Origin of the sequence: Vibrio sp. 1-2 (7-a), from assembly GCF_013048515.1 — a bacterium.
In the GTDB taxonomy this organism is placed as follows: domain Bacteria; phylum Pseudomonadota; class Gammaproteobacteria; order Enterobacterales; family Vibrionaceae; genus Vibrio; species Vibrio diabolicus.
In genome coordinates, this window is record NZ_VHSQ01000001.1 from 102,215 (window position 1) to 125,590 (window position 23,376).

General features: G+C 45.2%; 21 protein-coding genes and 2 tRNA genes. 19 read left to right on the top strand and 4 right to left on the bottom strand.

What is annotated here, in order from left to right:
- Position 1: 1 nt before the first annotated feature.
- The 14 genes from glmM to FKN08_RS00470 all read left to right on the top strand — a co-directional run bounded on the left by glmM (position 2) and on the right by FKN08_RS00470 (position 14,464).
- Entirely contained in the window at positions 2-1,342 is a 1,341-nt protein-coding gene (gene glmM / locus FKN08_RS00405) for a phosphoglucosamine mutase (RefSeq protein WP_005394663.1), read from the top strand.
- Positions 1,343-1,563: 221 nt separating this feature from the next.
- Complete coding sequence (gene secG / locus FKN08_RS00410; RefSeq protein ID WP_005394661.1) at positions 1,564-1,902, top strand: preprotein translocase subunit SecG; 339 nt, start codon at positions 1,564-1,566, stop codon at positions 1,900-1,902.
- Between the two features lie 16 nt (positions 1,903-1,918).
- A tRNA-Leu gene (locus tag FKN08_RS00415) sits at positions 1,919-2,002 on the top strand.
- Positions 2,003-2,058: 56 nt separating this feature from the next.
- Positions 2,059-2,135: transfer RNA gene (locus FKN08_RS00420), tRNA-Met, on the top strand.
- 225 nt (positions 2,136-2,360) lie between these two features.
- Complete coding sequence (gene rimP, locus FKN08_RS00425) at positions 2,361-2,816, top strand: ribosome maturation factor RimP (RefSeq protein ID WP_005394659.1); 456 nt, start codon at positions 2,361-2,363, stop codon at positions 2,814-2,816.
- Between the two features lie 36 nt (positions 2,817-2,852).
- Entirely contained in the window at positions 2,853-4,340 is a 1,488-nt protein-coding gene (gene nusA / locus FKN08_RS00430; protein WP_005380084.1) for a transcription termination factor NusA, read from the top strand.
- Positions 4,341-4,362: 22 nt separating this feature from the next.
- Positions 4,363-7,071 carry a translation initiation factor IF-2 gene (infB, locus tag FKN08_RS00435; RefSeq protein WP_046875050.1) on the top strand — a complete coding sequence of 903 codons (2,709 nt, stop codon included), beginning with the start codon at positions 4,363-4,365 and terminating at the stop codon, positions 7,069-7,071.
- Between the two features lie 114 nt (positions 7,072-7,185).
- Positions 7,186-7,581, top strand: a complete 396-nt coding sequence (gene rbfA, locus FKN08_RS00440) for a 30S ribosome-binding factor RbfA (protein ID WP_005380087.1) — start codon at positions 7,186-7,188, stop codon at positions 7,579-7,581.
- Entirely contained in the window at positions 7,581-8,534 is a 954-nt protein-coding gene (truB, locus tag FKN08_RS00445) for a tRNA pseudouridine(55) synthase TruB (protein WP_170890998.1), read from the top strand. The genes rbfA and truB overlap by 1 nt, the downstream gene beginning before the upstream one ends.
- A 141-nt stretch (positions 8,535-8,675) precedes the next feature.
- Positions 8,676-8,945 carry a 30S ribosomal protein S15 gene (gene rpsO, locus FKN08_RS00450; protein WP_005380094.1) on the top strand — a complete coding sequence of 90 codons (270 nt, stop codon included), beginning with the start codon at positions 8,676-8,678 and terminating at the stop codon, positions 8,943-8,945.
- A 292-nt stretch (positions 8,946-9,237) separates the two neighbouring features.
- On the top strand, positions 9,238-11,373 hold the full coding sequence (pnp, locus tag FKN08_RS00455; protein ID WP_005394655.1) for a polyribonucleotide nucleotidyltransferase: 2,136 nt from the start codon (positions 9,238-9,240) through the stop codon (positions 11,371-11,373).
- A 179-nt stretch (positions 11,374-11,552) separates the two neighbouring features.
- Positions 11,553-12,473, top strand: a complete 921-nt coding sequence (gene nlpI, locus FKN08_RS00460; RefSeq protein WP_012841449.1) for a lipoprotein NlpI — start codon at positions 11,553-11,555, stop codon at positions 12,471-12,473.
- 98 nt (positions 12,474-12,571) lie between these two features.
- Positions 12,572-12,994: a MarR family transcriptional regulator gene (locus FKN08_RS00465; protein ID WP_005394653.1), complete on the top strand. Its 423-nt coding sequence runs from the start codon at positions 12,572-12,574 to the stop codon at positions 12,992-12,994.
- Positions 12,995-13,117: 123 nt separating this feature from the next.
- Positions 13,118-14,464 (top strand): MATE family efflux transporter, encoded by a 1,347-nt coding sequence (locus tag FKN08_RS00470; RefSeq protein ID WP_109169503.1) that lies wholly within the window; start codon positions 13,118-13,120, stop codon positions 14,462-14,464.
- Between the two features lie 53 nt (positions 14,465-14,517).
- Here the strand turns inward: FKN08_RS00470 and FKN08_RS00475 are convergent, their stop codons facing one another.
- The 3 genes from FKN08_RS00475 to FKN08_RS00485 all read right to left on the bottom strand — a co-directional run bounded on the left by FKN08_RS00475 (position 14,518) and on the right by FKN08_RS00485 (position 18,603).
- Positions 14,518-15,396 carry a U32 family peptidase gene (locus tag FKN08_RS00475; RefSeq protein ID WP_164666362.1) on the bottom strand — a complete coding sequence of 293 codons (879 nt, stop codon included), beginning with the start codon at positions 15,394-15,396 and terminating at the stop codon, positions 14,518-14,520.
- Positions 15,397-15,416: 20 nt separating this feature from the next.
- The gene (locus FKN08_RS00480; protein WP_005394650.1) at positions 15,417-16,430 is read right to left on the bottom strand and encodes a peptidase U32 family protein; all 1,014 of its coding nucleotides are present in this window, start codon (positions 16,428-16,430) and stop codon (positions 15,417-15,419) included.
- Positions 16,431-16,563: 133 nt separating this feature from the next.
- On the bottom strand, positions 16,564-18,603 hold the full coding sequence (locus tag FKN08_RS00485; protein ID WP_170891001.1) for a bifunctional diguanylate cyclase/phosphodiesterase: 2,040 nt from the start codon (positions 18,601-18,603) through the stop codon (positions 16,564-16,566).
- Positions 18,604-18,966: 363 nt separating this feature from the next.
- Here FKN08_RS00485 and FKN08_RS00490 point away from each other — a divergent pair, with 363 nt between their 5' ends.
- Both FKN08_RS00490 and FKN08_RS00495 read left to right on the top strand, forming a co-directional pair.
- Positions 18,967-19,494: an SCP2 domain-containing protein gene (locus FKN08_RS00490; protein WP_170891674.1), complete on the top strand. Its 528-nt coding sequence runs from the start codon at positions 18,967-18,969 to the stop codon at positions 19,492-19,494.
- The gene (locus FKN08_RS00495) at positions 19,478-19,981 is read left to right on the top strand and encodes an N-acetyltransferase (protein ID WP_104970909.1); all 504 of its coding nucleotides are present in this window, start codon (positions 19,478-19,480) and stop codon (positions 19,979-19,981) included. Before FKN08_RS00490 ends, FKN08_RS00495 begins: the two co-directional genes overlap by 17 nt.
- A 64-nt stretch (positions 19,982-20,045) precedes the next feature.
- Here the strand turns inward: FKN08_RS00495 and FKN08_RS00500 are convergent, their stop codons facing one another.
- Positions 20,046-20,492 (bottom strand): hypothetical protein, encoded by a 447-nt coding sequence (locus tag FKN08_RS00500; RefSeq protein ID WP_012841451.1) that lies wholly within the window; start codon positions 20,490-20,492, stop codon positions 20,046-20,048.
- Between the two features lie 150 nt (positions 20,493-20,642).
- Here FKN08_RS00500 and FKN08_RS00505 point away from each other — a divergent pair, with 150 nt between their 5' ends.
- The 3 genes from FKN08_RS00505 (at position 20,643) to prfC (ending at position 23,300) form a co-directional block, all read left to right on the top strand.
- Positions 20,643-21,053, top strand: coding sequence for a DNA polymerase III subunit psi (locus FKN08_RS00505; RefSeq protein WP_047008945.1), 411 nt, complete (start codon positions 20,643-20,645; stop codon positions 21,051-21,053).
- 55 nt (positions 21,054-21,108) lie between these two features.
- Positions 21,109-21,564: a ribosomal protein S18-alanine N-acetyltransferase gene (rimI, locus tag FKN08_RS00510; RefSeq protein ID WP_005394641.1), complete on the top strand. Its 456-nt coding sequence runs from the start codon at positions 21,109-21,111 to the stop codon at positions 21,562-21,564.
- A gap of 146 nt (positions 21,565-21,710) precedes the next feature.
- Positions 21,711-23,300, top strand: coding sequence for a peptide chain release factor 3 (gene prfC, locus FKN08_RS00515; protein ID WP_012841453.1), 1,590 nt, complete (start codon positions 21,711-21,713; stop codon positions 23,298-23,300).
- Positions 23,301-23,376: the final 76 nt, after the last annotated feature.

Consider the following 23,376-nt stretch of genomic DNA (forward strand, 5'->3'; position numbering starts at 1 on the left):
TATGTCGAATAAAAGACGTTACTTTGGTACTGACGGTGTGCGCGGTAAAGTAGGACAATACCCAATCACTCCGGACTTCGTACTTAAGCTTGGCTGGGCTGCTGGTCGTGTACTAGCAAAACAAGGCACAAAGAAAGTTATTATAGGTAAAGATACGCGTATCTCCGGTTATATGCTTGAATCTGCATTAGAAGCAGGCCTTGCTGCAGCGGGACTTAAAGCAACATTTACTGGTCCAATGCCAACCCCAGCAGTGGCATATTTAACTCAAACTTTCCGCGCAGAGGCGGGGATTGTGATTTCTGCATCGCATAACCCATATTACGACAACGGCATTAAATTCTTTTCTTCTGAAGGTACTAAGCTACCTGACGATATCGAGTTGGCGATTGAAGCAGAGCTGGATAAAGACATTGAATGTGTTGAGTCTGCAGAACTTGGTAAAGCCACTCGTCTAAATGACGCTGCAGGCCGTTACATCGAATTCTGTAAGAGTACTTTCCCATCCGAATTGAGTCTTGCAAACTTTAAAATCGTGGTAGATTGTGCGCACGGTGCAACGTACCACATTGCTCCAAATGTCTTCAAAGAGCTTGGCGCAGAAGTTATTGCAATGGGCGTAGAGCCTAACGGCATCAACATTAATGAAGAAGTGGGCGCAACAGATGTTCGTGCGCTTCAAAAGCGTGTCGTTGAAGAGCAAGCACACCTTGGTTTAGCATTTGATGGTGATGGTGACCGTATCATTATGGTTGACCACCTTGGCAACAAAGTCGATGGCGACCAAATCGCTTACATTATTGCTCGTGATGCTCTTCGTCGTGGCGAGCTAAAGGGTGGTGTAGTTGGTACGTTGATGACTAACTTGGGCATGGAAAATGGCTTAAAGCAGCTAGGCATTCCATTCGTACGTGCCGCTGTTGGTGACCGTTATGTCATGGAACAACTGCTAGAAAAGGGCTGGAAAATTGGTGCTGAAAACTCAGGCCATGTGATCTTATTAGATAAAGTCACCACGGGCGATGCGATTGTCGCAGCACTGCAAGTGCTGGCTTCTGTAGTTGGCAGCGATATGTCCTTGCATGAGCTATCGCAAGGCATGACGTTGTATCCTCAGGTTCTAGAAAATGTCCGCTTTGCAGGGGAAAGTAATCCTCTTGAAGCTCAAGCAGTACTAAACGCCGTCGCCGAAGTAGAAGCGACGCTGGGTGATAAAGGACGTGTATTACTGCGTAAATCTGGCACAGAGCCTTTGATTCGCGTTATGGTGGAAGGTGAGGATGGCGAGTTAGTTCAAAGCTCTGCATTGAAAATTGCCGAAGCTGTAAAAGCAAGTTGTTAATCATTGCGTTAAAGTGTGGAGTGTATGAAAAGGGCATCTTTTGCCCTTTTTTTGAGCGCTTAGCGCATTGGCATTGATTTTTTACTAATTTTCCCTTGTCAGCGTTACCGGCTTTCGCTAGTATTGCTCCGCCTCCCGTTAGGAGGTCGCTAGCCTTGTTCAATTATGATTTATTCTCTTGAACGGCGCTGGCTCAACAATTTGGAACATAGGTGGAAAAAATGTTTTCAGTTCTACTTGTGATTTACCTGTTGGCAGCGCTTGGTGTGATTGGCCTTGTGTTGATTCAACAAGGTAAAGGCGCAGATATGGGAGCCTCGTTCGGTGCTGGTGCTTCAAACACAGTGTTTGGTGCTGGCGGCTCAGGTAATTTCTTAACCCGAACAACTGCTATTTTAGCAACCGTATTCTTTATCGTTAGCTTGTTGCTTGGTCGTATGTCTACGCACAAGATTGAATCACAATGGGTAGACCCAACATTAGGTCAACCAGTTGTTGAACAAGTTAAGGATGCAGCGAGTGAAGTTCCAGCCCCTGCGGGTGATGAAATTCCTCAATAAGCTGTAAGGTTTTGATGCCGAGATGGTGAAATTGGTAGACACGCTAGCATGAGGTGCTAGTGCCTTAGGTGTGAGGGTTCGAGTCCCTCTCTCGGCACCATGTATTTACAAACTTGTAAATCACTTGTTTGCGAGTATAATGCTCAGCAAGTCGGACGCGGGGTGGAGCAGCTTGGTAGCTCGTCGGGCTCATAACCCGAAGGTCGTCGGTTCAAATCCGGCCCCCGCAACCAATCTCTTTCTTTAAGAAGAAATCGTAGATTGGCAAGTTTGCGTAGTGCTAACCACACTACGAGTTAAGAGAAGCATTTGTTGGCTATTCTTAACGTATCAGGGTCCAGCAGCATAAAACCCCGACTATCGGGGTTTTTTGTTATCTGAGCTTTTTGAAATAGCTCAGAGACTGCTTGGTTTTTTGATTGGGCTCTGAGCCCTTTTTTTGTTTCTGGAGTGGTTAAATGACTGGTTTAGAAAGACAACTTACTGAAATGCTTGAAGCACCAGTAGAGGCATCAGGCTATGAGTTGGTTGGATTAGAATTCATTCGTGCAGGCGCGCACTCAACGTTACGCATCTACATTGACCATGAAAATGGTATTAACGTGGACGACTGTGCAGAAGTTAGCCACCAAGTTAGTGCGGTTTTAGACGTTGAAGATCCAATTTCTGTTGCTTACAGCCTAGAAGTGTCTTCTCCAGGTTTAGAAAGACCACTTTTTAAAGCAGCACATTACGAGCAATTTATTGGTCACGAGGTCAGCATCGTATTGAAAATGGCTGTAGCAAACCGTCGTAAGTGGAAAGGTATTATCCACGGCGTTGATGGCGAAACAGTGACAATTACTGTAGACGGTCAGCAAGAAGAGTTTGCTCTAAGTAACATTTCCAAAGCTAACCTGATCCCTAAATTTTAGTTCCCTAAAAAAGTTTAAGCTTAGAGGCTAAATACAATGAGTAAAGAAATTTTAGCGGTAGCAGAAGCGGTATCGAACGAAAAAGCGGTACCTCGTGAGCGTATCTTTGAGGCTCTTGAGATTGCTCTAGCAACTTCTACAAAGAAAAAATACGAAATCGAAATCGACGTACGTGTTGCCATTGACCGTAAAACTGGTGAGTTTGTGACTTACCGTCGTTGGTTAGTTGTTGATGACGTTGAGAACCCTACAAAAGAGATCTCACTAGAAGCAGCACAGTACGAAGATGACTCAATCGAGCTTGGCGACTACGTAGAAGACGAAATCGAATCAGTAACGTTTGACCGTATTACGACTCAAACGGCTAAGCAAGTTATCGTACAAAAAGTTCGTGAAGCTGAACGTGCACAAATCGTTGAGCAGTTCATCGACAATGAAGGTGATCTAATCACTGGCGTTGTGAAAAAAGTAAACCGCGACACAATCGTACTTGACCTTGGTAACAACGCTGAAGCGGTAATCCTACGTGATGACCAACTTCCTCGTGAAAACTTCCGTCCAGGCGACCGCGTTCGTGGTCTTCTTTACAAAGTCGCGCCAGAAGCACGTGGTTTCCAACTGTTCATCACTCGTTCTAAGCCTGAAATGCTGGCAGAACTATTCCGTGTTGAAGTGCCTGAAATCGCTGAAGATATTATCGAGTTGAAAGGCGCGGCACGTGATCCTGGTTCTCGCGCTAAGATCGCTGTCAAAACAAATGACAAACGTATCGACCCTGTAGGTGCGTGTGTTGGTATGCGTGGTGCACGTGTACAAGCTGTTTCTGGCGAGCTTGGTGGTGAGCGTATCGATATCGTGCTTTGGGATGATAACCCAGCTCAATTCGTTATCAACGCAATGGCGCCAGCTGATGTTGCTTCTATCATCGTTGATGAGGATGCGCACTCAATGGACATCGCAGTTGAAGCTGACAACCTAGCGCAAGCTATCGGTCGTAATGGTCAAAACGTGCGTCTAGCATCTCAACTAACAGGTTGGGAACTGAATGTTATGACAGTTGCTGATCTTCAGAAGAAACACGCTGAAGAATCACAAGCATCTATTGAAAACTTCATGAAGTACCTAGATATTGAAGAAGACTTCGCTCAACTTCTTGTTGAAGAAGGTTTCTCAACGCTAGAAGAAATCGCATACGTGCCAGTTAACGAGCTACTAGAAATCGATGGTTTGAATGAAGAGCTAATCGAAGAGCTTCGTGGACGTGCAAAAGATGCACTAACGACGATCGCACTAGCACAAGAAGAGTCTTTTGAAGGTCTAGAACCAGCTGAAGATCTGCTTGCACTTGAAGGTCTTGAGCGTGAGATGGCATTTAAATTGGCAGCGAAAGGTGTAGCGACACTGGAAGATCTTGCTGACCAAGGTATTGACGATTTAGAAGGTATCGAAGGCCTGACCGAAGAACGTGCAGGTGAGCTAATTATGGCCGCACGTAACATCTGTTGGTTCGGCGAAGAAGCATAATTTTCGGCAAGGAGGAAGCGGCATGACACAATTAACAGTTAAAGCACTGAGTGATGAGATTGGTACGCCAGTCGACCGCTTGATTGAACAACTTGCTGACGCTGGCATTAAAAAGGCGAGCTCTGACAATGTTACTGATGAAGAGAAGCAGAAGCTTCTCTCTCATCTAAAGAAAGAACACGGTGATAAATCAGGTGATTCAGAGCCGACTCGCCTTACGCTTCAGCGTAAAACTCGTAGTACACTTAGTGTGAACGCGGGTGGTGGTAAGAGTAAGAATGTTCAGGTTGAGGTGCGCAAAAAACGTACATACGTGAAGCGCAGCACAATTGAAGATGAAGCGAAACGTGAAGCTGAAGAAGCAGCACAACGTGAAGCAGAAGAAGCAGCAAAACGTGCAGCAGAAGAAGCTGCAAAACGTGAAGCTGAAGAAGCTGCAAAACGTGAAGCTGAAGAAGCTGCAAAACGTGAAGCGGAAGAAAAAGCGAAACGTGAAGCTGAAGAAAAAGCGAAGCGAGACGTAGATACGAATGCACAACGCAATGCTGAAGAAAAAGCAAAGCGTGATGCTGAAGAGAAAATTAAGCAAGAAGCAGCGCGAAAAGAGGCCGACGAGCTTAAACGTCGTCAGGAAGAAGAAGCTAAGCGTAAGGCTGAAGAGGAAAGTCAGCGCAAGCTTGAAGAAGCTCGCGAATTGGCTGAAAAGAATAAAGAGCGTTGGTCTGCTGCAGAAGAGAAAAAGGGTGATATGGAAGATACAGATTACCATGTAACGACTTCACAATACGCACGTGAAGCCGAAGATGAAGCAGATCGCAAAGTAGAGAGCGGTCGTCGTAAGAAGAAAAAAGCTTCAGGTAAAGACGACCAAGCTCGCGGTGGCCGTAACAACCAACGTGGCGGTAGAGGTCGTAAAGGCAAACTTGCTAAACCGACTTCAATGCAGCATGGCTTTGATAAGTCAGCAACGGTTGCTAAGCAAGACGTTGTAATTGGCGAAACGATCGTTCTATCAGAACTTGCTAACAAGATGTCGGTTAAAGCGACAGAAGTTATCAAAGTAATGATGAAGATGGGCGCTATGGCGACTATCAACCAAGTGATCGACCAAGAAACAGCACAACTTGTTGCTGAAGAAATGGGCCATAAAGTAGTTCTTCGTAAAGAGAACGAGCTGGAAGAAGCGGTACTATCTGACCGTGACACTAACGCGGAAGCAGTTCCACGTGCTCCAGTTGTTACTATCATGGGTCACGTTGACCACGGTAAAACGTCAACACTTGACTACATCCGTCGCACACACGTTGCTTCTGGCGAAGCGGGTGGTATTACTCAGCACATTGGTGCGTACCACGTTGAAACAGACAACGGCATGATCACGTTCCTTGATACTCCTGGACACGCAGCGTTTACTGCAATGCGTGCTCGTGGTGCTCAAGCGACAGATATCGTTGTTCTTGTAGTTGCAGCAGACGATGGCGTAATGCCACAAACAGTAGAAGCGATTCAGCACGCGAAAGCGGCAGGCGTTCCTCTAATTGTTGCTGTGAACAAGATCGATAAAGAAGGCGCGAACCCAGATAACGTTAAGAATGAGCTTGCTCAATACGATGTTATTCCTGAGGAGTGGGGCGGTGAGAACATCTTTGTTCACATCTCTGCGAAACAGGGTACAAACGTTGACGCTCTTCTAGAAGCAATCCTTCTTCAATCTGAAGTTCTAGAACTTACAGCAGTGAAAGAAGGCATGGCGTCTGGTGTTGTTGTTGAATCTCGTCTAGATAAAGGTCGTGGTCCAGTTGCAACAGTACTTGTTCAATCAGGTACGCTAAACAAGGGCGATATCGTTCTTTGTGGTCAAGAGTACGGCCGTGTTCGTGCAATGCGTGATGAGCTAGGTAAAGAAATTACTTCGGCTGGCCCATCTATCCCTGTAGAGATCCTAGGTCTTTCAGGTGTACCATCTTCAGGTGATGAAGCAACAGTAGTTCGTGACGAGCGTAAAGCGCGTGAAGTAGCTAACTACCGTGCTGGTAAGTTCCGTGAAGTGAAGCTTGCTCGTCAGCAGAAATCTAAACTAGAGAACATGTTCTCTAACATGACTGCTGGTGAAGTTGCTGAACTTAACGTTGTACTTAAAGCAGACGTTCAAGGTTCTGTAGAAGCAATCGCAGACTCACTAGTTAAGCTATCTACTGACGAAGTTAAAGTGAACATCGTTGGTTCTGGTGTTGGTGGTATTACGGAAACTGATGTAGTACTAGCGGAAGCTTCAAACGCAATCATCCTTGGCTTTAACGTTCGTGCAGATGCTTCTGCTCGCCGTGCTGTAGAAGCCGCAGCTGTTGACTTACGTTACTACTCAATCATTTACCAATTGATTGACGAAGTGAAACAAGCAATGGGCGGTATGCTTGCTCCAGAATTCAAGCAAGAGATCATTGGTCTTGCTGAAGTTCGTGACGTGTTTAAGTCACCGAAACTGGGCGCTATCGCTGGTTGTATGGTTACAGAAGGTGTGATCAAGCGTAACAACCCAATCCGTGTACTGCGTGATAATGTTGTTATTTACGAAGGTGAACTAGAGTCACTACGTCGTTTCAAAGATGACGTTCAAGAAGTTAAGAATGGCTACGAATGTGGTATCGGCGTTAAGAACTACAATGATGTTCGCGTTGGTGACCAAATCGAAGTCTTCGAAATCGTTGAAATTAAACGTACTCTAGACTAATTGACTAAAATTACTAATATTGTCTTTGAAAGATAAGTAGTAATTGGTTGTTGAATACACCATGGGGGGCTGGCTTTGACCAACCCCCCATTCTTTCTATATAAGAGTAAAGATATGTCAAAAGAATTTAGCCGCACGCAGCGCGTTGCACAGCAGCTGCAAAAAGAACTAGCGATGATCCTTCAACGTGAAGTTCGTGACTCACGCCTTGGCATGGTAACGATCTCAGACGTAGAAGTTTCTCGTGACCTTGCTTACGCAAAAGTATTTGTAACCTTCCTATGTGTGGGTGAGCAAACACCAGAATCATGTCTAGCTGCACTACGTGAGCACGAAGTGCACATTCGCATGATGTTAGGTAAGCGTATTCGTCTACGTTTAACGCCAGAAATCCGCTTCCACTATGACAATACGCTTGTTGAAGGTATGCGTATGTCTAACCTAGTGTCTGAAGTCGTTAGTTCAGACAAACAAAAGCAAAAAGATTCTGGTCGTGAGGACGAAGAATAATGGCTCGTCGTCGTAAAGGTCGTCCAATTAATGGCGTTATACTGTTGGACAAACCAACAGGTATCTCTTCCAATGATGCACTGCAAAAAGTAAAGCGAATCTACTTTGCCGAGAAAGCAGGCCACACTGGAGCCTTGGACCCATTAGCGACAGGCATGCTGCCAATTTGCTTGGGTGAAGCGACAAAATTTTCTCAGTTTCTTCTTGATTCTGATAAACGCTACCGTGTGATCGCAAAGCTGGGTGAACGTACCAATACGTCTGACTCGGATGGTGAAGTTGTAGAGACGCGTCCAGTCGATGTTACGTTAGACAAGCTAGAAGCGTGCATCGATAAGTTCCGTGGTGAATCTGATCAAGTGCCTTCCATGTTCTCTGCGTTGAAGTATCAAGGTAAACCCTTGTATGAATACGCTCGTAAAGGCATCGAAGTTCCGCGTGAATCTCGTAAGATCACGGTATACGAGATTGTTCTTCACCGTTTTGAAGGCGATGAAGTCGAGATGGAAGTTCATTGCTCAAAAGGCACCTACATTCGTACCATCGTGGATGACCTAGGCGAAATGTTAGGTTGTGGTGCGCACGTAACTATGCTTCGACGCACTGGTGTTGCGAAATACCCTTACGAGAAGATGGTGACACTTGAGCAACTGAATGAGTTACTAGAGCAAGCACACCGTGAAGAACGCGCTCCTCGAGAACTATTGGACCCATTGCTGTTACCAATGGATACAGCGGTAGAAGACTTACCAGAAGTCAACTTAGTGCCTGAACTGGCGGATATGGTTCAGCATGGGCAACCTGTTCAAGTATTTGGTGCGCCTACCGAAGGCTCACTTCGCCTTACCATGGGTGAAGAGCGTTTGTTTATTGGCGTTGGCGAAATGAACGAAGATGGCAAAATCGCTCCTAAGCGATTGGTTGTGTTCCGAGATGACGTCGCATCCAAGTAAATGATTGAAAATACCGACCTGAGTGTCGGTATTTTTATATTGCACGAGATAGGAAATTTCCCTATAATCCGCGCTTCGCGTAGCGGCTGAATCAGAGATTGGCTGCTACAACTTTAAACCTACTCTTATTAGGAGAGAATTATGTCTCTGAATGCAGAAACTAAAGCAGCAATCGTTGCAGAATACGCACAAGGCGAAGGCGACACTGGTTCACCAGAAGTTCAAGTAGCTCTACTTACAGCTTCTATCAACCACCTACAAGGTCACTTCAAAGCGCACAAAGGCGATCACCACAGCCGTCGTGGTCTTCTACGTATGGTTTCTCGTCGTCGTAAGCTTCTAGATTACCTAAAAGGTAAAAACCTAGCTCGCTACCAAGACTTAATCAAACGTCTAGGCCTACGTCGCTAATCAGCGACTGCATAGCAGTTTGTCTAAAAAGGGGCTTTATGCCCCTTTTTTGTTGCCTAAATTTAGCCAAATTAGACTTATGCCGTTATAATACTGGCGGCTAAACCTCGTAAGAGGTTTTCTCAAAAGCTCATAGCATTACAGTCAACCACGTCGACCAAAAGGTCGCGACTATTCAAAAGGAATTTCCGAGTTTCTTTTTACTAGTCGCGATTCGTAATGCCTTGAGTGTCAATTAACACATCTAAGATTTCTTTAAGCACTAAAGGAAGATTAGAAACAAGGAATAACAATGTTCGAAAAACCAGTTGTTAAAACGTTCCAGTACGGTAACCACACAGTTACTTTAGAAACTGGCGTTATTGCACGTCAAGCTACAGCAGCAGTTATGGTCACAATGGATGATACGTCTGTATTCGTATCTGTTGTAGGTAAAAAAGAAGCCGTTGCAGGTCAAGACTTCTTCCCACTAACGGTTAACTACCAAGAGCGTACTTACGCTGCGGGTAAAATCCCAGGCGGTTTCTTCAAGCGTGAAGGTCGTCCTTCTGAAGGCGAAACGCTAACAGCTCGTCTAATCGACCGTCCAATCCGTCCGCTATTCCCAGACGCATTTAAAAACGAAGTTCAGGTTATCGCGACAGTAATGTCTGTAAACCCAGATGTTCAGCCAGATATCGTTACAATGATCGGTACCTCTGCTGCTCTTGCTATCTCTGGCATTCCATTCAACGGCCCTATCGGTGCGGCGCGTGTTGGTCATATCGATGGTCAGCTTGTACTTAACCCTAGCCAAACTGAACTAGAAACTTCTAAGCTTGACCTTGTTGTTGCAGGTACAGAGTCAGCCGTACTGATGGTTGAATCAGAAGCGGACAACCTAACTGAAGAAGAAATGCTAGCAGCGGTTGTTTACGGTCATGATCAACAACAAGTTGCTATCAAAGCTATCAACGAATTCAAAGCAGAAGTAGCAACTCCTGCTTGGGATTGGGTTGCTCCTGAAGAAAACACAGCACTTAAAGATAAGATTGCTGAGCTAGCAGAAGCGAAGCTTGTTGAGGCTTACAAAATCACTGAGAAGATGGCTCGTTACGACCGTATCAATGAGATCGCTGCGGAAGTAAATGAAGTTCTTCTTGCTGAAGATCCTGAAGCGGATACAAAAGAAATTCACACTATCTTCCATGATCTAGAGAAAACAGTCGTACGTCGTAGCATCATCGCGGGTAACCCTCGTATTGATGGCCGTGAAAAAGACATGGTTCGTGCACTAGATGTACGCACTGGTGTTCTTCCTCGCACACACGGTAGCGCGCTATTCACTCGTGGTGAAACTCAGGCTATCGTGACGGCAACTCTAGGTACTCAGCGTGATGCTCAAATCATTGATGAGCTAACAGGTGAGCGTAAAGATCACTTCCTACTGCACTACAACTTTCCTCCATACTGTGTTGGTGAAACTGGTTTTGTAGGTTCTCCTAAGCGTCGTGAAATCGGTCACGGTAAACTGGCTAAACGCGGTATCGCAGCAGTAATGCCTTCTGTTGATGAATTCCCATACACAGTACGTGTTGTATCGGAAATCACTGAATCTAACGGTTCTTCTTCAATGGCTTCTGTATGTGGTACTTCTCTTGCTCTTATGGATGCAGGTGTGCCAATCAAGTCTTCTGTTGCGGGTATCGCAATGGGTCTTGTTAAAGAAGGCGACGACTTCGTTGTTCTTTCTGACATCCTTGGTGACGAAGACCACCTAGGTGACATGGACTTTAAAGTAGCGGGTACTAACACTGGTATCACAGCACTTCAAATGGACATCAAGATCGAAGGTATCACTAAAGAGATCATGCAAATTGCGCTTAACCAAGCTCAAGGTGCACGTAAGCACATCCTATCTGTAATGGATGAAGCTATCTCTGGTGCTCGTGAAGACATCTCTGAATTTGCTCCTCGTATTCATACAATGAAGATCAGCGCAGAGAAGATCAAAGACGTTATCGGTAAAGGTGGTGCAGTTATCCGTGCTCTAACTGAAGAGACTGGTACAACTATCGAAATCGAAGACGACGGTACTATCAAGATTGCTGCAACTGAAGGCACTGCTGCGAAAGAAGCTATCCGCCGTATCGAAGAGATCACTGCTGAAGTTGAAGTTGGCCGTATCTACACGGGTAAAGTTGCACGTCTAGCTGACTTCGGTGCATTCGTAACGGTTCTTCCAGGCAAAGATGGTCTGGTACACATTTCTCAAATCGCAGAAAAACGTGTTGAGAAAGTGTCTGACTACCTAGCTGAAGGCCAAGAAGTTCAAGTTAAAGTTCTTGAAATCGACCGCCAAGGCCGTGTACGTCTAAGCATGAAAGAAGCGGTAGAAAAGCCAGCTGAAGAAGCTGCTGCTGAAGCACCAGCTGCGAAAGACGAGTAAGACAAAATGAGACTTTCAGCCTTTTATTAGATTAAGGGCCTGAAAGCATGTTATAAAAGGGGAGCATTTTCGCTCCCCTTTTTTTGGTTTATTTCGACGCATTAACCTCAAACGAGGTTATCGCCTATATTGCATTAAGAGAAATAAATTTTGAGCGGTCCAAACAGGAGTATCAATTAGTGAAATGGTTTCAAACCGCAAGTTTATGTGTTGCTATCGCGCTGACCGGTTGTGCAAATACTTCTCAGCAATCAGCACAAAAGTGGCTATATCCACCGATGGCGGTGCCACTTCAGCCTAGCGTTCAACAAGAAGTACAAATCGCGCGTTTATCGCAGTTGCTACAACGTCCTGATCTCAGTGATGAAGTACGCGCTAAAATGCATTATGAGCGCGGTAGCTACTACGATAGCGTTGGTTTGCGTGATCTTGCCCGTTTGGACTTTAACCAGTCTTTGCAGTTGAATCCTGCTCAACCGGATATCTTCAATCTTTTGGGGGTGTATTTCACCCAAGTGGGTGAGTTTGACGCGGCTTATGAAGCGTTTGACTCGACCATAGAGTTGGCTCCGGATAATACCTATGCTGAGCGCAACCGTGCGATTGCACTGTATTATGGTGGCCGAATCGATCTCGCTTTAGAAGATATGACCAAGCACTATCAAGAAATGCCAACGGATCCTTTTCGTTCATTATGGCTGTACATCATCGAAGCTGAGCAAAATCCAGAGCAAGCAAAAGCCAATCTTCAACAGCGTTATTTACGAGATCGTAGTGAAGAGTGGGGATGGGTTCTTGTTGCTATCATGTTGCGAGACGTCTCGGACGAAGACGCTCTTAAAGCCATTATGGATGGAACGAGAGAGAATTATCGCCTAGCTGAACGATTGACGGAAACGTATTTCTACCTTGGAAAGCGTAATCAGCTTGAAGGTGACATCGCAAGTGCCATCTCACTTTATAAGCTCGCGATTTCGTTCAACGTTTATGATTATGTTGAGCACCGGTATTCCTTCTTGGAACTGGCACAAATCTACGATCAATTACAGCAAGACAGATTGGCCAAGCTAAAGGCAGCTAAGAAGCAGGAAATTGAATGATTTAGAGCCGCTCGATGAGAGCGGCTTTTTTATGATTGAACTTGATGAGTGACTCATTTAAAATAGTTAGCCTTGCTAACTAAGTGGTGGTGGATTTTATGGCACTAGAAGAAAGCTTGATTGATTTAGAGCGTTTTTGCGCCAAAGCTTGGCGTGTTTATGCCAAAGAAGATCCGTTATCACATCTAAGCTTTAATGAGTTCGATTATTTACGTGTGATTCAGGTTTACCCTGAGGGTGTACGAATAACCGATCTTGCAGAAGAGTTGCAAGTGACTAAGCCTTCCGCATCGACAATGGTTGTTCGTTTGGAAAAAAAGGGTTTGGTGAAACGCATCGCATGTAATGAGGATGCCCGTGCTAAGCGTGTATTGCTGACAGAAGAAGTCGCAGAAAAAATGTCTTTGGAGCAGGTGGTTTACAAAGATATCTCTGAACAAATGATGCAACAATTAAATCAGCAAGAAGCTGAGCAGTTACAAGCTTTACTGAATAAAGCATTGAGCAATAAGTCATTTTAAATTAAACCAAAGGCCTCCGCTGTACGAATTAGCCTTTGGTGTTTCATTTTCTTTTCTTTAATTTAACCATTTAGTTAGTCTTGCTAATTAAATGGTTAGCTTTGCTAACTACTGGTGGCAGTCATGCAAAACTCAATTTATAGACAGTTTTGGAAATATACGATTCCAACCGTCGCAGCAATGCTCGTGAACGGTTTATATCAAATAGTTGATGGCATTTTTATTGGCCGTTATGTTGGTGCTGACGGATTAGCAGGGATCAATGTTGCGTGGCCGATCATCGGTTCTATCCTCGGTATAGGGATGATGATTGGGGTGGGGACTGGTGCGCTAACGTCGATTAAGCAAGGAGAAAACGATCATGAGGGCGCGAAGCGTATTTTAACGACCGGATTGGGGTTGTTAGCGATATTGATGCCGGTCGTTGCTACCATATTGTTCTATTTTGCCGATGAATTTATTCGCTGGCAGGGGGCGGAAGGGCGAGTGTTTGAACTCGCGCTGCAATATCTGCATATTCTGATTGTCGCGTGCGTATTTACGCTAGGCTCTATCGCGGTTCCATTTCTTTTACGCAATGACGACAGCCCGAACTTAGCAACGATGCTGATGGTCATCGGTGCCGTCATTAATATTGTATTAGACTACGTATTTATTGCTTGGTTGGGGTGGGAGTTAACCGGAGCGGCCATTGCTACAGCGCTGGCACAATTGGTGGTAACCGTGCTTGGTATTGGTTACTTCTTTACTTCAAAAGCGACCTTACGCCTTCGAATCAGTGACTTTAAGGTTCAAGTTGATGTTGCACCAAAGATTATAATGATCGGTACATCTAGCTTCTTTATGTACGCGTACGGCTCTGTGATGGTGGCAATGCACAACGCATTATTTGCTCAGTACGGAAGTGCAATGTTGATCGGGGCGTACGCTATTTTGGGATATATCGTGACGGTTTACTATTTGATTGCAGAGGGAATCGCGAATGGTATGCAACCTCTAGTGAGTTTCAATCACGGGGCGCGCAACCAGGCGAACGTCAGAAAATTACTGCAAGTCGCAATGGGGACATCTGTGCTTGGTGGTGTAGCGTTTGTGGGTTTGATGAACCTTTTCCCGTACGAGTTGGTCTCGGTGTTTAACAATGCTGATCAACAGTTGATTGATAGCACGGTGATCGGGATTCGTTTACACATGTTTGCGTTGTTCCTAGATGGCTTTTTAGTCGTGGCGGCTGCGTACTACCAATCGGTAAACAAAGGCAGCAAAGCCATGTTTGTGACACTAGGCAACATGTTGGTTCAACTGCCGTTTTTGTTCGTTATGCCGAAACTGTTTGGCGTGACAGGCATTTGGTTGGCTTTCCCATTGTCCAATATTGCGCTGAGTTTAGTTGTGGTCAGTATGTTGTGGCGGGACGTGAAAAAGCTGCTAAACGAAACTTCGGCTGAGCCAACAGTGCAAGCCTGTTAACAATGGCTGATAGAGAAAAGCGAGGTTGGGCCTCGCTTTTCTTTTTTGGGGAGCTAAATGTTTTTTACTTCTAAGCCAGCTAGCTGATGCCAATAGCCATTGCATTGGCGGCTTTCAAGTTTTTCAGGGTTGTCGCCGTGCTCGTTTGAGCGAAAATGCTCTAACTCAGAAAGTGTACTCACACCGAGAGGGCTTAAGCGGACCACATCAACCAGCCCTTGCATGCTTGGTAAGTCATTTCTCAGGTTATAACAATACCCTGATTGCGTTTGAATGCCGTTAAGGTTAAAGACTTCTTGCCCTTCTTGGCTGCTGACCTGGATACCCGTAGGGTATTTGATACAGCAGGTTTCGCAATCGTCTTTAGCTCGGTTTTCAGCTCGGGCTGTGAAACAGCGAGCGGAATACGCTAAAGGCAAATAACCGTGGCTAAATACCTCAACTTCAAACTTGTTACGAATACCAAGCTCGTCACACTGAACTAAAGTATCGTTTAACCATTCGCGAGAGAGCTCGACAGGCATGCACCAACGCATCATACCTTGCTTCAAAAATAAGTTGAGCGTGTGTGCGTTATAAGTATTGATTGCAGGACCAACAACGAAAGGCACTTTATGCTCTGATGCTAATTGAACTGCCGATACGTCATTAGCCTCAATGGCGAAGTCACCGTTATTGATGTACTTCTTCATGATGTTTACTTCACTAGGTGCTTCCAGTAGCGCCATCGTAGAGATAACGACTTGCTTGCCAGAGGCAGATAAGTCTTTGGCGATTTCCAACCAGTGGGCTGGTTTCATTTCTCTGCGTTTAGAGCAAACCGATTCACCCAGGTAAATAATGTCTGCAGAGCTTTGTTTTGCTTGTTGGTAGAAGGCTTCTACATCTTGTTTTGGCCAAAAATAGAGTAGTGGGCCAAGTGCGTATTTCATTGAGTTATCCATCTTAACCTCTACTGCCATTTACGGTGGTAAGCACCTAGGGTGGTTTGCGTTCCTTCCGACACATTTGCGAGCGTCGCATCCCATGCGGCTTCAACTTGGTAAGCTTCTGGGTTGGCTTGGTAGCGATCGATCGCGGCTCGCCATGTTCGAGTGACTTGCTCTACGTAAGCTGGGCTGCGTTGGCGCCCTTCAATTTTTACAGATGCGACATTAGCGGCAAACAGTTCTGGCAGCATCGAAAGGGTGTTCAAACTGGTTGGCTCTTCCAGAGCATGATAGCGTTTTTTCTCACCATCAATTTCTGTTTCAAAACGACCTTTACAGAGCGTAGGGTAGCCCGCGTTTTCTCCTGCGCAGTAGCGGTCAATTAGGATATTGTTTAGACGAGACTCAAGACCTTGATCAGTTTCTTGCCAACGAACGTATTTGGCAGGAGAACAGGCACCCACAGTGTTTGGGGACTCACCCGTCATGTATGATGACAAATAACAACGGCCTTCGGACATAATACAAAGGCTACCAAAAGCAAAGACTTCTAGCTCGACATCGCTAGTGATGTTGCGCGAAAGCTGCTTCACCTGATGAATCGATAAGACGCGAGGCAGCACCACACGTTTTACGTTGAAGTTCTGTTTATAAAAATCAATGGCTGCGATGTTGGTCGCTGATGCTTGCACTGAAAGATGTAGTTCCAGATCGGGATATTTGCGAGCTGCATACTCCAGAACTGCAATGTCTGCAACAATCAGCGCGTCCACACCCAATGCCGCTGCATTGTCTACCGCGTTCGTCCAGCGCTCAAAGCCATTGGGATGAGCGAAGGTATTCAACGCGACATGAATTTTTTTGTCGCGGTCGTGAACGTATTGCACCGCTTTTTCTAACTTTTTGCCGTTAAAGTTGAGGCCAGCAAAGTGACGGGCGTTGGTATCATCTTTGAAGCCAATGTAGACGGCATCGGCACCGCAATCAATCGCAGTTTTTAACGCAGGCAGGTTACCCGCGGGACACAAGAGTTCCATATGCTCACAATCATTGAGAATAAAAAGGTGTCCGCATTTTATGAAGAATTATGAATAGCGAAATTGACCTAAGTTAGGTTTAGCTCAATAAAGTCGATATTTACCCCTTGAGAGTAAGGGTATCGAGTCGGGGTTAGTTCTTGTGACGACGATTCTGTACAAACAGCTCTTCAATTTCATGTTTTGGCTGTGGGCGATAAAAATGGAATCCTTGAATCGCATTACATTGAAGGTTAGAGAGCAAAGTAGCTTGCTGGTGGGTTTCCACCCCCTCGGCCACGACCGTCAAGTCGAGTGACTTACCCAGATTAATGATGTTTTCAATCACAGTGACCTGTTTGGGTAGCGTGTCGATATCGTTAATAAACGCGCGGTCGATTTTCAGCTCGTCGATAGGGAAGCGCGCTAAGTAGGAAAGGGAAGAGTAACCGGTACCAAAGTCATCGATAGAGAGGGCGAAGCCCAGTTTCTTAATCGCATTCAGCATTTGCAGTGTATGTTCGCTATCACTCATCACGGCACTTTCGGTTAGCTCGAAGGTAATGCAGCTTGGATCAAGCTCGGTAGTGCGAAGCAACTTTTCCATAAAGTCGATCAGCTGTGGATTACCAAATTGCTCGGGAGAGAGGTTGATAGCGACACGACCTGGCAGTATGCCTTGTTGTTTCCAACGTTTTACCGTATTGAAAACATCACGCATCACGACGCGTCCAAGGTGTTCGATTAACCCTGCACGCTCGGCGACAGGAATGAATGAACCTGGGCTAATGTAACCTTCGACAGGGTGTTTCCAACGAACGAGCGCTTCGGCACCGTTAATGCTGAAGTCTCGCGCGTTAACCTTTGGTTGATACCACACCTCCAAACCGTTCTGCTGCAATGCTTTTTGCAGTTCGATTTCAAGCCACAAACGCATGCGCGCTTCTTTGTTCATCTGGTCGTTAAATTTGATCAGGCGATTTCGGCCACGATCTTTGGCTTCATACATCGCCGTATCGGCATTTTGTAGCAGGATTCTCGCATCTTGCCCGTCTTCAGGGTAACGAACGCTACCAATTGAGCACGCAAGGCGTTTACTGAAGTGGTGCAAGTCGAAAGGCTGGTTGATCAACGAGATAATGCGATCTGACAAAATTTCAGCCATGCGGGTATTTTCTGGTTCTGGCAGAATGACGCCAAACTCATCGCCACCCAAATGACCAATAATCGCTTGATTTGGCAGCAATCGTTTAAGACGGGCCGATACCTCTTGAATCACTTTATCGCCAATGTGGTGACCAAGTGAGTCATTAATGTTTTTGAAGTTATCGATATCCAAATAGAACACCAGAAGCGGCGTTTGCTTTTTGATCAGCTGTTCCAAACGTTTGGTAAAACCAAAGCGGTTGTACAGTTTGGTGAGCGAATCAATATGCATGTCTTCATTCGATGCAGAAGACAAATTCTTGGGTGTATCGTCAGCGTCTTGGATCAAGATGATTTGAGACTCGCTGCCTAATATCGCCGTAGAATCTGCGTGTAACTGAACTTTTCGTTCAAAGCCACATCTCGCGCTGGTTAAGCAAACAAACGGCTTGTCAGAAATTAATGCACTCAAACGATGACTAAACACTTTCTTGCTGTTTTCATCGATGAATAGACGGCTGAGCTCCTCGCCTAGCAACTCATGGGGAGAGTTCAGTCCCAGAAGGCGTGCTGATGCAGGGTTGGCAGAGATGATAATGTCATCTTCGATAAGCAGCAGACCGTCAGGCAGTAGTTGTGTCAATTTCGCAAATTTACTTTCGGACTCCTCTAAGGAGCGTACGAGGATCTGCTTTTCTGAAGTATCCACAGCGTGAAAAACGACAAAGCGAATTTCGTTACCTTCAAAAACCGGTGACAGACTAAAGTGCAGGCTGGTTTCAAGGTCGGTTTCATCGAGGGTGATTTCGGCTTCGACATGCGTTCCTTTGAATGCACGCTGATAGTAGGGCGCCAGCTTTTTATAAAACTGCTCGCCCAGTACCTGGCAATCGTTTAAGCCGATGATTTCCTCATGACTTAAACCTGCGATATCGCAGTAACGGTCACTTACCATTCGATAATTGTGTTTTTTATCAAGAATGGCAAAGAAGAAAGGGCTATTTGAGGTTAGCGTGGCAAACCAATGTTTTAATTGCTGGGAAGGCATTAGGGTATTACCGATCTCCAATGAGCCAGATTATTCGTCCGTGTATAAAAAGCGACACCCTGATAAGCCTGCGGCGGTCTACTATCAAGTCACAGTATCGCTTGCCATTAAAGGGCTCGCGGTTTTAACTTTACAGTTGACAATCACATGGATACGCTCAGATAACTATAACTTTGAAAATACGGTTGTAAAAGTGTTTATCCACCTGTTCGCATCAATAATACACGTAACTTCAAAAAAAGAAGCGTTAGTGAACAATAATCCACCAATCTAAAATAAGCACTTTATTGATACATAACAGTAATCTCATTGCCACGATTGCTTAATATAGGCAACCTAATGACAAAGTAACGGATAATGAACGTGTTAAACAAGATTCGCAGTCAACTAGTAAAGAACGCAGCTAACATTTTGCGTTCTCCAGTCCAGTTATTACCACAGCCAATTCAGCAAAAAGCATTGCTGGAAGGGCTAAAAATGGTGTTTAAAGAAGCCTTGGAAGATGGTGACTTTGAGTTCCTTGAAGACAAGTGGTTAAAAGTTGCGATTAAAGACTTGAACTTAGCATGGTACATCAGCTATCAAGGCGAAAAATTAGTGGTAGCTGAAAAACCAGTTCAGGAAGATGTGAGTTTTAGTGGTAATCTAAACGACCTAGTACTGATTGCTGGTCGTAAAGAAGACCCTGACACACTGTTCTTCCAACGTCGCCTTTCAATTGAAGGCGATACTGAGCTTGGCTTAGAAGTGAAAAACTTAATGGACAGTGTCGACTTAGAGCAGTTACCGAAAGCAATGCAAGTCGCTTTGAATCAATTGGCTGATTTTGTTCAGAAAGGAGTTCAAGCGCCTGCACAACCAACCGGAGTAGCGAATGCTTATTCGAACTGAAGCCCCTGCGGACATTCTTACCATTGACCGCTTATTGAAACACGCCTTCCCGACGGAAGCTGAAGCTAAGCTTGTGATGCGTTTGCGCGAAAACAGCAAATTCACACTTTCCTTAGTCGCGTGTACAGATGAGGGAGAGGTAATAGGCCATGCTTTATTTAGCCCAGTGACCTTAAATGGTGAAGATTTGTCGTGGCAAGGGCTGGCGCCATTGGCTGTTCATGAAGATTACCGTCGCCAAGGCATCGCTGCAGAGTTGATCAAAGAAGGTTTTGATTCACTTCGTGATTTTGGCTATCCAGTGTGTGTGGTGTTGGGCGATCCTGATTATTACGCGCGCCAGGGCTTTCAATCATGCGACGAGATGGGATTCGAATGCGCTTGGGATGTTCCTAAAGGTGCATTTCGTATCGCAGAGTTGGTCGAAGGTCAATGTGCCGGACTCTCCGGACGCATAGATTACGCGCCAGAGTTCTCTGAACTGTAAATGAAAGAAGCCCACTAACTCAGTGGGCTTCTTTCTTAGTTCATTGAAAACTGAGATAGGGAGATTAGGATGACTGGTCACTTTTCTTCTTACCCCAAACCTCTATTTTTGCTTTCTTACTTAGCCCTAAAACATTGAGTTTTCTGCTGCCCCAACTGCTGTAAGTCATTTCAATCTGTTTTAGCTTCGCTTCTTTTGAGCCAGGAAGGCTCCATGCACGAGTCGATAATCCACTTGTTAGCACACCCATAGAGGTTAGCTTTTTCTCACTACCGTCCGTCATCACGACTTTTAAGTCGTTAATGTCTACCGTGCCCTGCACACATTTCAGTTTAATTTTACTGAAGCTGCGATTTCGGAATAGGCTATTTGGTGTCACGGTATCCGTTTCTGTTTGGAATTTGACGGTTTTCGTTGCAATCAGCTCCCACTCATCGCTGCTATTAGCAAAAACACTCATGCTGGTGGTGGCTACCAGTGCGCAAAGCAGCAGTGTAGGTAAGAATTTCATAATGTACCTCATATGTTATACCTACGGTGTGGCCATTGTCATAGGCAGAACAGTTCAATCATTCCAATGTATTGAGGTGTTCCTTGAAGTCCTTTAGGTATAATCACGATTATTTGTTAGGATTGCCCTCGTTCAAATAGGTGACGGAAAATGTCAATTAACGAGAAACAGTATTTACACGAAATGGGCATCAGCACATGGGAGCTGGTACACCCAGATAGATTGGCAGGTTACCAATCGCCAAAAATCGATTTGCAAAGTTCTTGCAAACTCCTGTTGATCTCTCCGGTATGTCCAGAGAATGAGACGGCGGTTTTGTTTGAAAACATCCTAAAGAGTATGAAGTTAACGCTTGACCAAGCGTTACATATTGAGCCAGAGCGATTTCCATTACTTGGCCAGCACGAGCTTGAGTGGGTTTGGTTTGCAGGGTGTGAAGCCGAAGTATTGCCTGACACTAAACAACTGACATCGCCATTGTTGCAAGATGTGGATGGGAATACCCAACAAAAACGTGCACTTTGGCAACAGATTTGTTCTTACAACAATTCGAGCAAATAAGCATTAATCCCCGTTTTACTGCAATTGGTATTGCACATGAACCCCTAGGTAAATAATGACAACTAAAATCTTACCAATGTGCGCTGAGCACTTAGATCAAGTTTGGCAAATTGAGCAGCAAGCACACTCGCATCCGTGGGCAGAGTCTTTGGTACGTGATTTATCCAGCCGTGGAGCATGTCATCATGTGATGCTCGATGGCGAGATGGTGATTGGCTACTTCTATGCGCAGAATATTGTCGGTGAAGTTACGTTGCTGAATATTGCTATCGCGCCGCATCTTCAGGGTAAAGGCTATGGTCAAAAACTGTTGGATGCGTTCTTAGAACATTGTGAGCAATCAAAAGCGGAGAGTGCTTGGCTTGAGGTGCGAGAGAGTAATAAGCCTGCTATTTATATTTATGAACAAGCTGGATTCAATGAAGTTGATCGACGTCATAACTATTACCCTGCGAAAACTGGCACGGGAAAAGAAGATGCGATCATCATGAGTTATCTCTTCTTTCACTAACGTTAACTCATCCCATAAGGGAGGTCGCCCCTAAAGCGATCAGTTGCCCCTGAGGCAATAATAAGCGAGAATACCGCGCAATATTGAATCTAAAAAGCGTGTTTGCTTTTCGAGCAAGCATTCAGACATCAAAGAAGACCAGTTTCATGTCAAATACACCTTTTCTAAGCGAAGTGTCTAAACGTAGAACGTTCGCTATTATTTCTCACCCGGATGCGGGTAAAACCACCATTACTGAAAAAGTCCTTTTATTCGGAAACGCGATTCAAAAAGCAGGTACGGTTAAAGGTCGTGGTAATGCACAGCACGCAAAATCAGACTGGATGGAAATGGAAAAGGAACGTGGTATCTCGGTAACCACGTCTGTGATGCAGTTCCCTTACAATGATTGCCTGGTAAACCTACTTGATACTCCTGGACACGAAGACTTCTCGGAAGATACATATCGTACTCTAACGGCAGTCGACTCGTGTTTGATGGTTATCGATGCTGCGAAAGGTGTCGAGGATCGTACTCGTAAGTTGATGGAAGTAACCCGTCTACGCGATACGCCAATCGTGACCTTCATGAACAAACTTGACCGTGACGTTCGTGATCCAATGGAAGTATTGGACGAAGTAGAAAACGAATTGGGCATGATGTGCGCGCCTATCACGTGGCCAATCGGCTGTGGTAAAGAGTTTAAAGGTGTGTACCACATTCACCGTGATGAAACGATTTTATACGAATCTGGTCACGGTCATGAGATTCAAGAAGTTCGAATCATCAAAGGTCTAGATAACCCAGAGCTTGATGAAAAAGTCGGTGCAGGCCTTGCGGAAAGTGTTCGAGAAGAGCTTGAGCTTGTTATGGGTGCTTGCCCTGAGTTTGATTTGGAAATGTTCTTAACAGGTGACCTGACGCCAGTTTACTTCGGTACCGCATTAGGTAACTTCGGTGTAGACCACATGCTAGATGGTCTAACAGAGTGGGCGCCAGCACCGAAAACGCGTCAGGCGGTTGAGCGTGAAGTTGAAGCGACAGAAGAGAAGTTCTCTGGTTTCGTATTCAAGATCCAAGCAAACATGGACCCGAAACACCGTGACCGTATCGCATTCATGCGTATTGTATCGGGTACTTACACGCAGGGTATGAAGATGAACCACGTTCGTCTTGGCAAGCAGGTGAGTATCTCTGATGCAGTAACCTTTATGGCGGGTGACCGTTCACGTGCAGAACACGCTTACGCGGGTGACATCATTGGTCTGCATAACCACGGTACTATCCAGATTGGTGATACCTTTACTCAAGGTGAGTCATTGAAGTTCTCTGGTATTCCGAACTTCGCCCCAGAACTGTTCCGTCGTATTCGCCTGAAAGATCCACTAAAGCAGAAACAGCTACTAAAAGGCTTGGTGCAACTATCAGAAGAAGGTGCGGTACAGGTATTCCGTCCACTACAAAACAACGATCTGATCGTTGGTGCTGTTGGTGTACTTCAGTTCGATGTTGTTGTGGCTCGTTTGAAGTCTGAATATAACGTTGAAGCGATTTATGAAGGCATTAACGTTGCAACTGCTCGTTGGGTTGAGTGTGATGATGCGAAGAAACTGGATGAGTTCCAACGTAAGAACCAAGCAAATTTAGCATTGGATGGTGGTGATAACCTAACGTATATTGCGCCAACAATGGTTAACTTAAACTTGGCGAAAGAGCGTTTCCCTGATATTGATTTCCGTGCGACGCGTGAGCACTAATCAAAAAGCGGTTTGGGTAAGCTTTAACGCAAACTAGATTTTAAAACGCCCTTGGCTATAAACTTAGCCAAGGGCG

Excerpts from the sequence above, each read along its gene's own strand:
- rbfA (WP_005380087.1), top strand. The coding sequence starts at position 7,186 with ATGTCAAAAGAATTTAGCCGCACGCAGCGCGTTGCACAGCAGCTGCAA.
- pnp (WP_005394655.1), top strand. The coding sequence starts at position 9,238 with ATGTTCGAAAAACCAGTTGTTAAAACGTTCCAGTACGGTAACCACACA.
- FKN08_RS00465 (WP_005394653.1), top strand. The coding sequence starts at position 12,572 with ATGGCACTAGAAGAAAGCTTGATTGATTTAGAGCGTTTTTGCGCCAAA.
- FKN08_RS00475 (WP_164666362.1), bottom strand. The coding sequence starts at position 15,396 with ATGAAATACGCACTTGGCCCACTACTCTATTTTTGGCCAAAACAAGAT.
- FKN08_RS00485 (WP_170891001.1), bottom strand. The coding sequence starts at position 18,603 with ATGCCTTCCCAGCAATTAAAACATTGGTTTGCCACGCTAACCTCAAAT.
- rimP (WP_005394659.1), top strand. The coding sequence starts at position 2,361 with ATGACTGGTTTAGAAAGACAACTTACTGAAATGCTTGAAGCACCAGTA.
- FKN08_RS00495 (WP_104970909.1), top strand. The coding sequence starts at position 19,478 with ATGCTTATTCGAACTGAAGCCCCTGCGGACATTCTTACCATTGACCGC.
- infB (WP_046875050.1), top strand. The coding sequence starts at position 4,363 with ATGACACAATTAACAGTTAAAGCACTGAGTGATGAGATTGGTACGCCA.
- nusA (WP_005380084.1), top strand. The coding sequence starts at position 2,853 with ATGAGTAAAGAAATTTTAGCGGTAGCAGAAGCGGTATCGAACGAAAAA.
- FKN08_RS00500 (WP_012841451.1), bottom strand. The coding sequence starts at position 20,492 with ATGAAATTCTTACCTACACTGCTGCTTTGCGCACTGGTAGCCACCACC.
- rimI (WP_005394641.1), top strand. The coding sequence starts at position 21,109 with ATGACAACTAAAATCTTACCAATGTGCGCTGAGCACTTAGATCAAGTT.
- glmM (WP_005394663.1), top strand. The coding sequence starts at position 2 with ATGTCGAATAAAAGACGTTACTTTGGTACTGACGGTGTGCGCGGTAAA.
- FKN08_RS00470 (WP_109169503.1), top strand. The coding sequence starts at position 13,118 with ATGCAAAACTCAATTTATAGACAGTTTTGGAAATATACGATTCCAACC.
- FKN08_RS00505 (WP_047008945.1), top strand. The coding sequence starts at position 20,643 with ATGTCAATTAACGAGAAACAGTATTTACACGAAATGGGCATCAGCACA.
- FKN08_RS00480 (WP_005394650.1), bottom strand. The coding sequence starts at position 16,430 with ATGGAACTCTTGTGTCCCGCGGGTAACCTGCCTGCGTTAAAAACTGCG.
- secG (WP_005394661.1), top strand. The coding sequence starts at position 1,564 with ATGTTTTCAGTTCTACTTGTGATTTACCTGTTGGCAGCGCTTGGTGTG.
- rpsO (WP_005380094.1), top strand. The coding sequence starts at position 8,676 with ATGTCTCTGAATGCAGAAACTAAAGCAGCAATCGTTGCAGAATACGCA.
- truB (WP_170890998.1), top strand. The coding sequence starts at position 7,581 with ATGGCTCGTCGTCGTAAAGGTCGTCCAATTAATGGCGTTATACTGTTG.
- prfC (WP_012841453.1), top strand. The coding sequence starts at position 21,711 with ATGTCAAATACACCTTTTCTAAGCGAAGTGTCTAAACGTAGAACGTTC.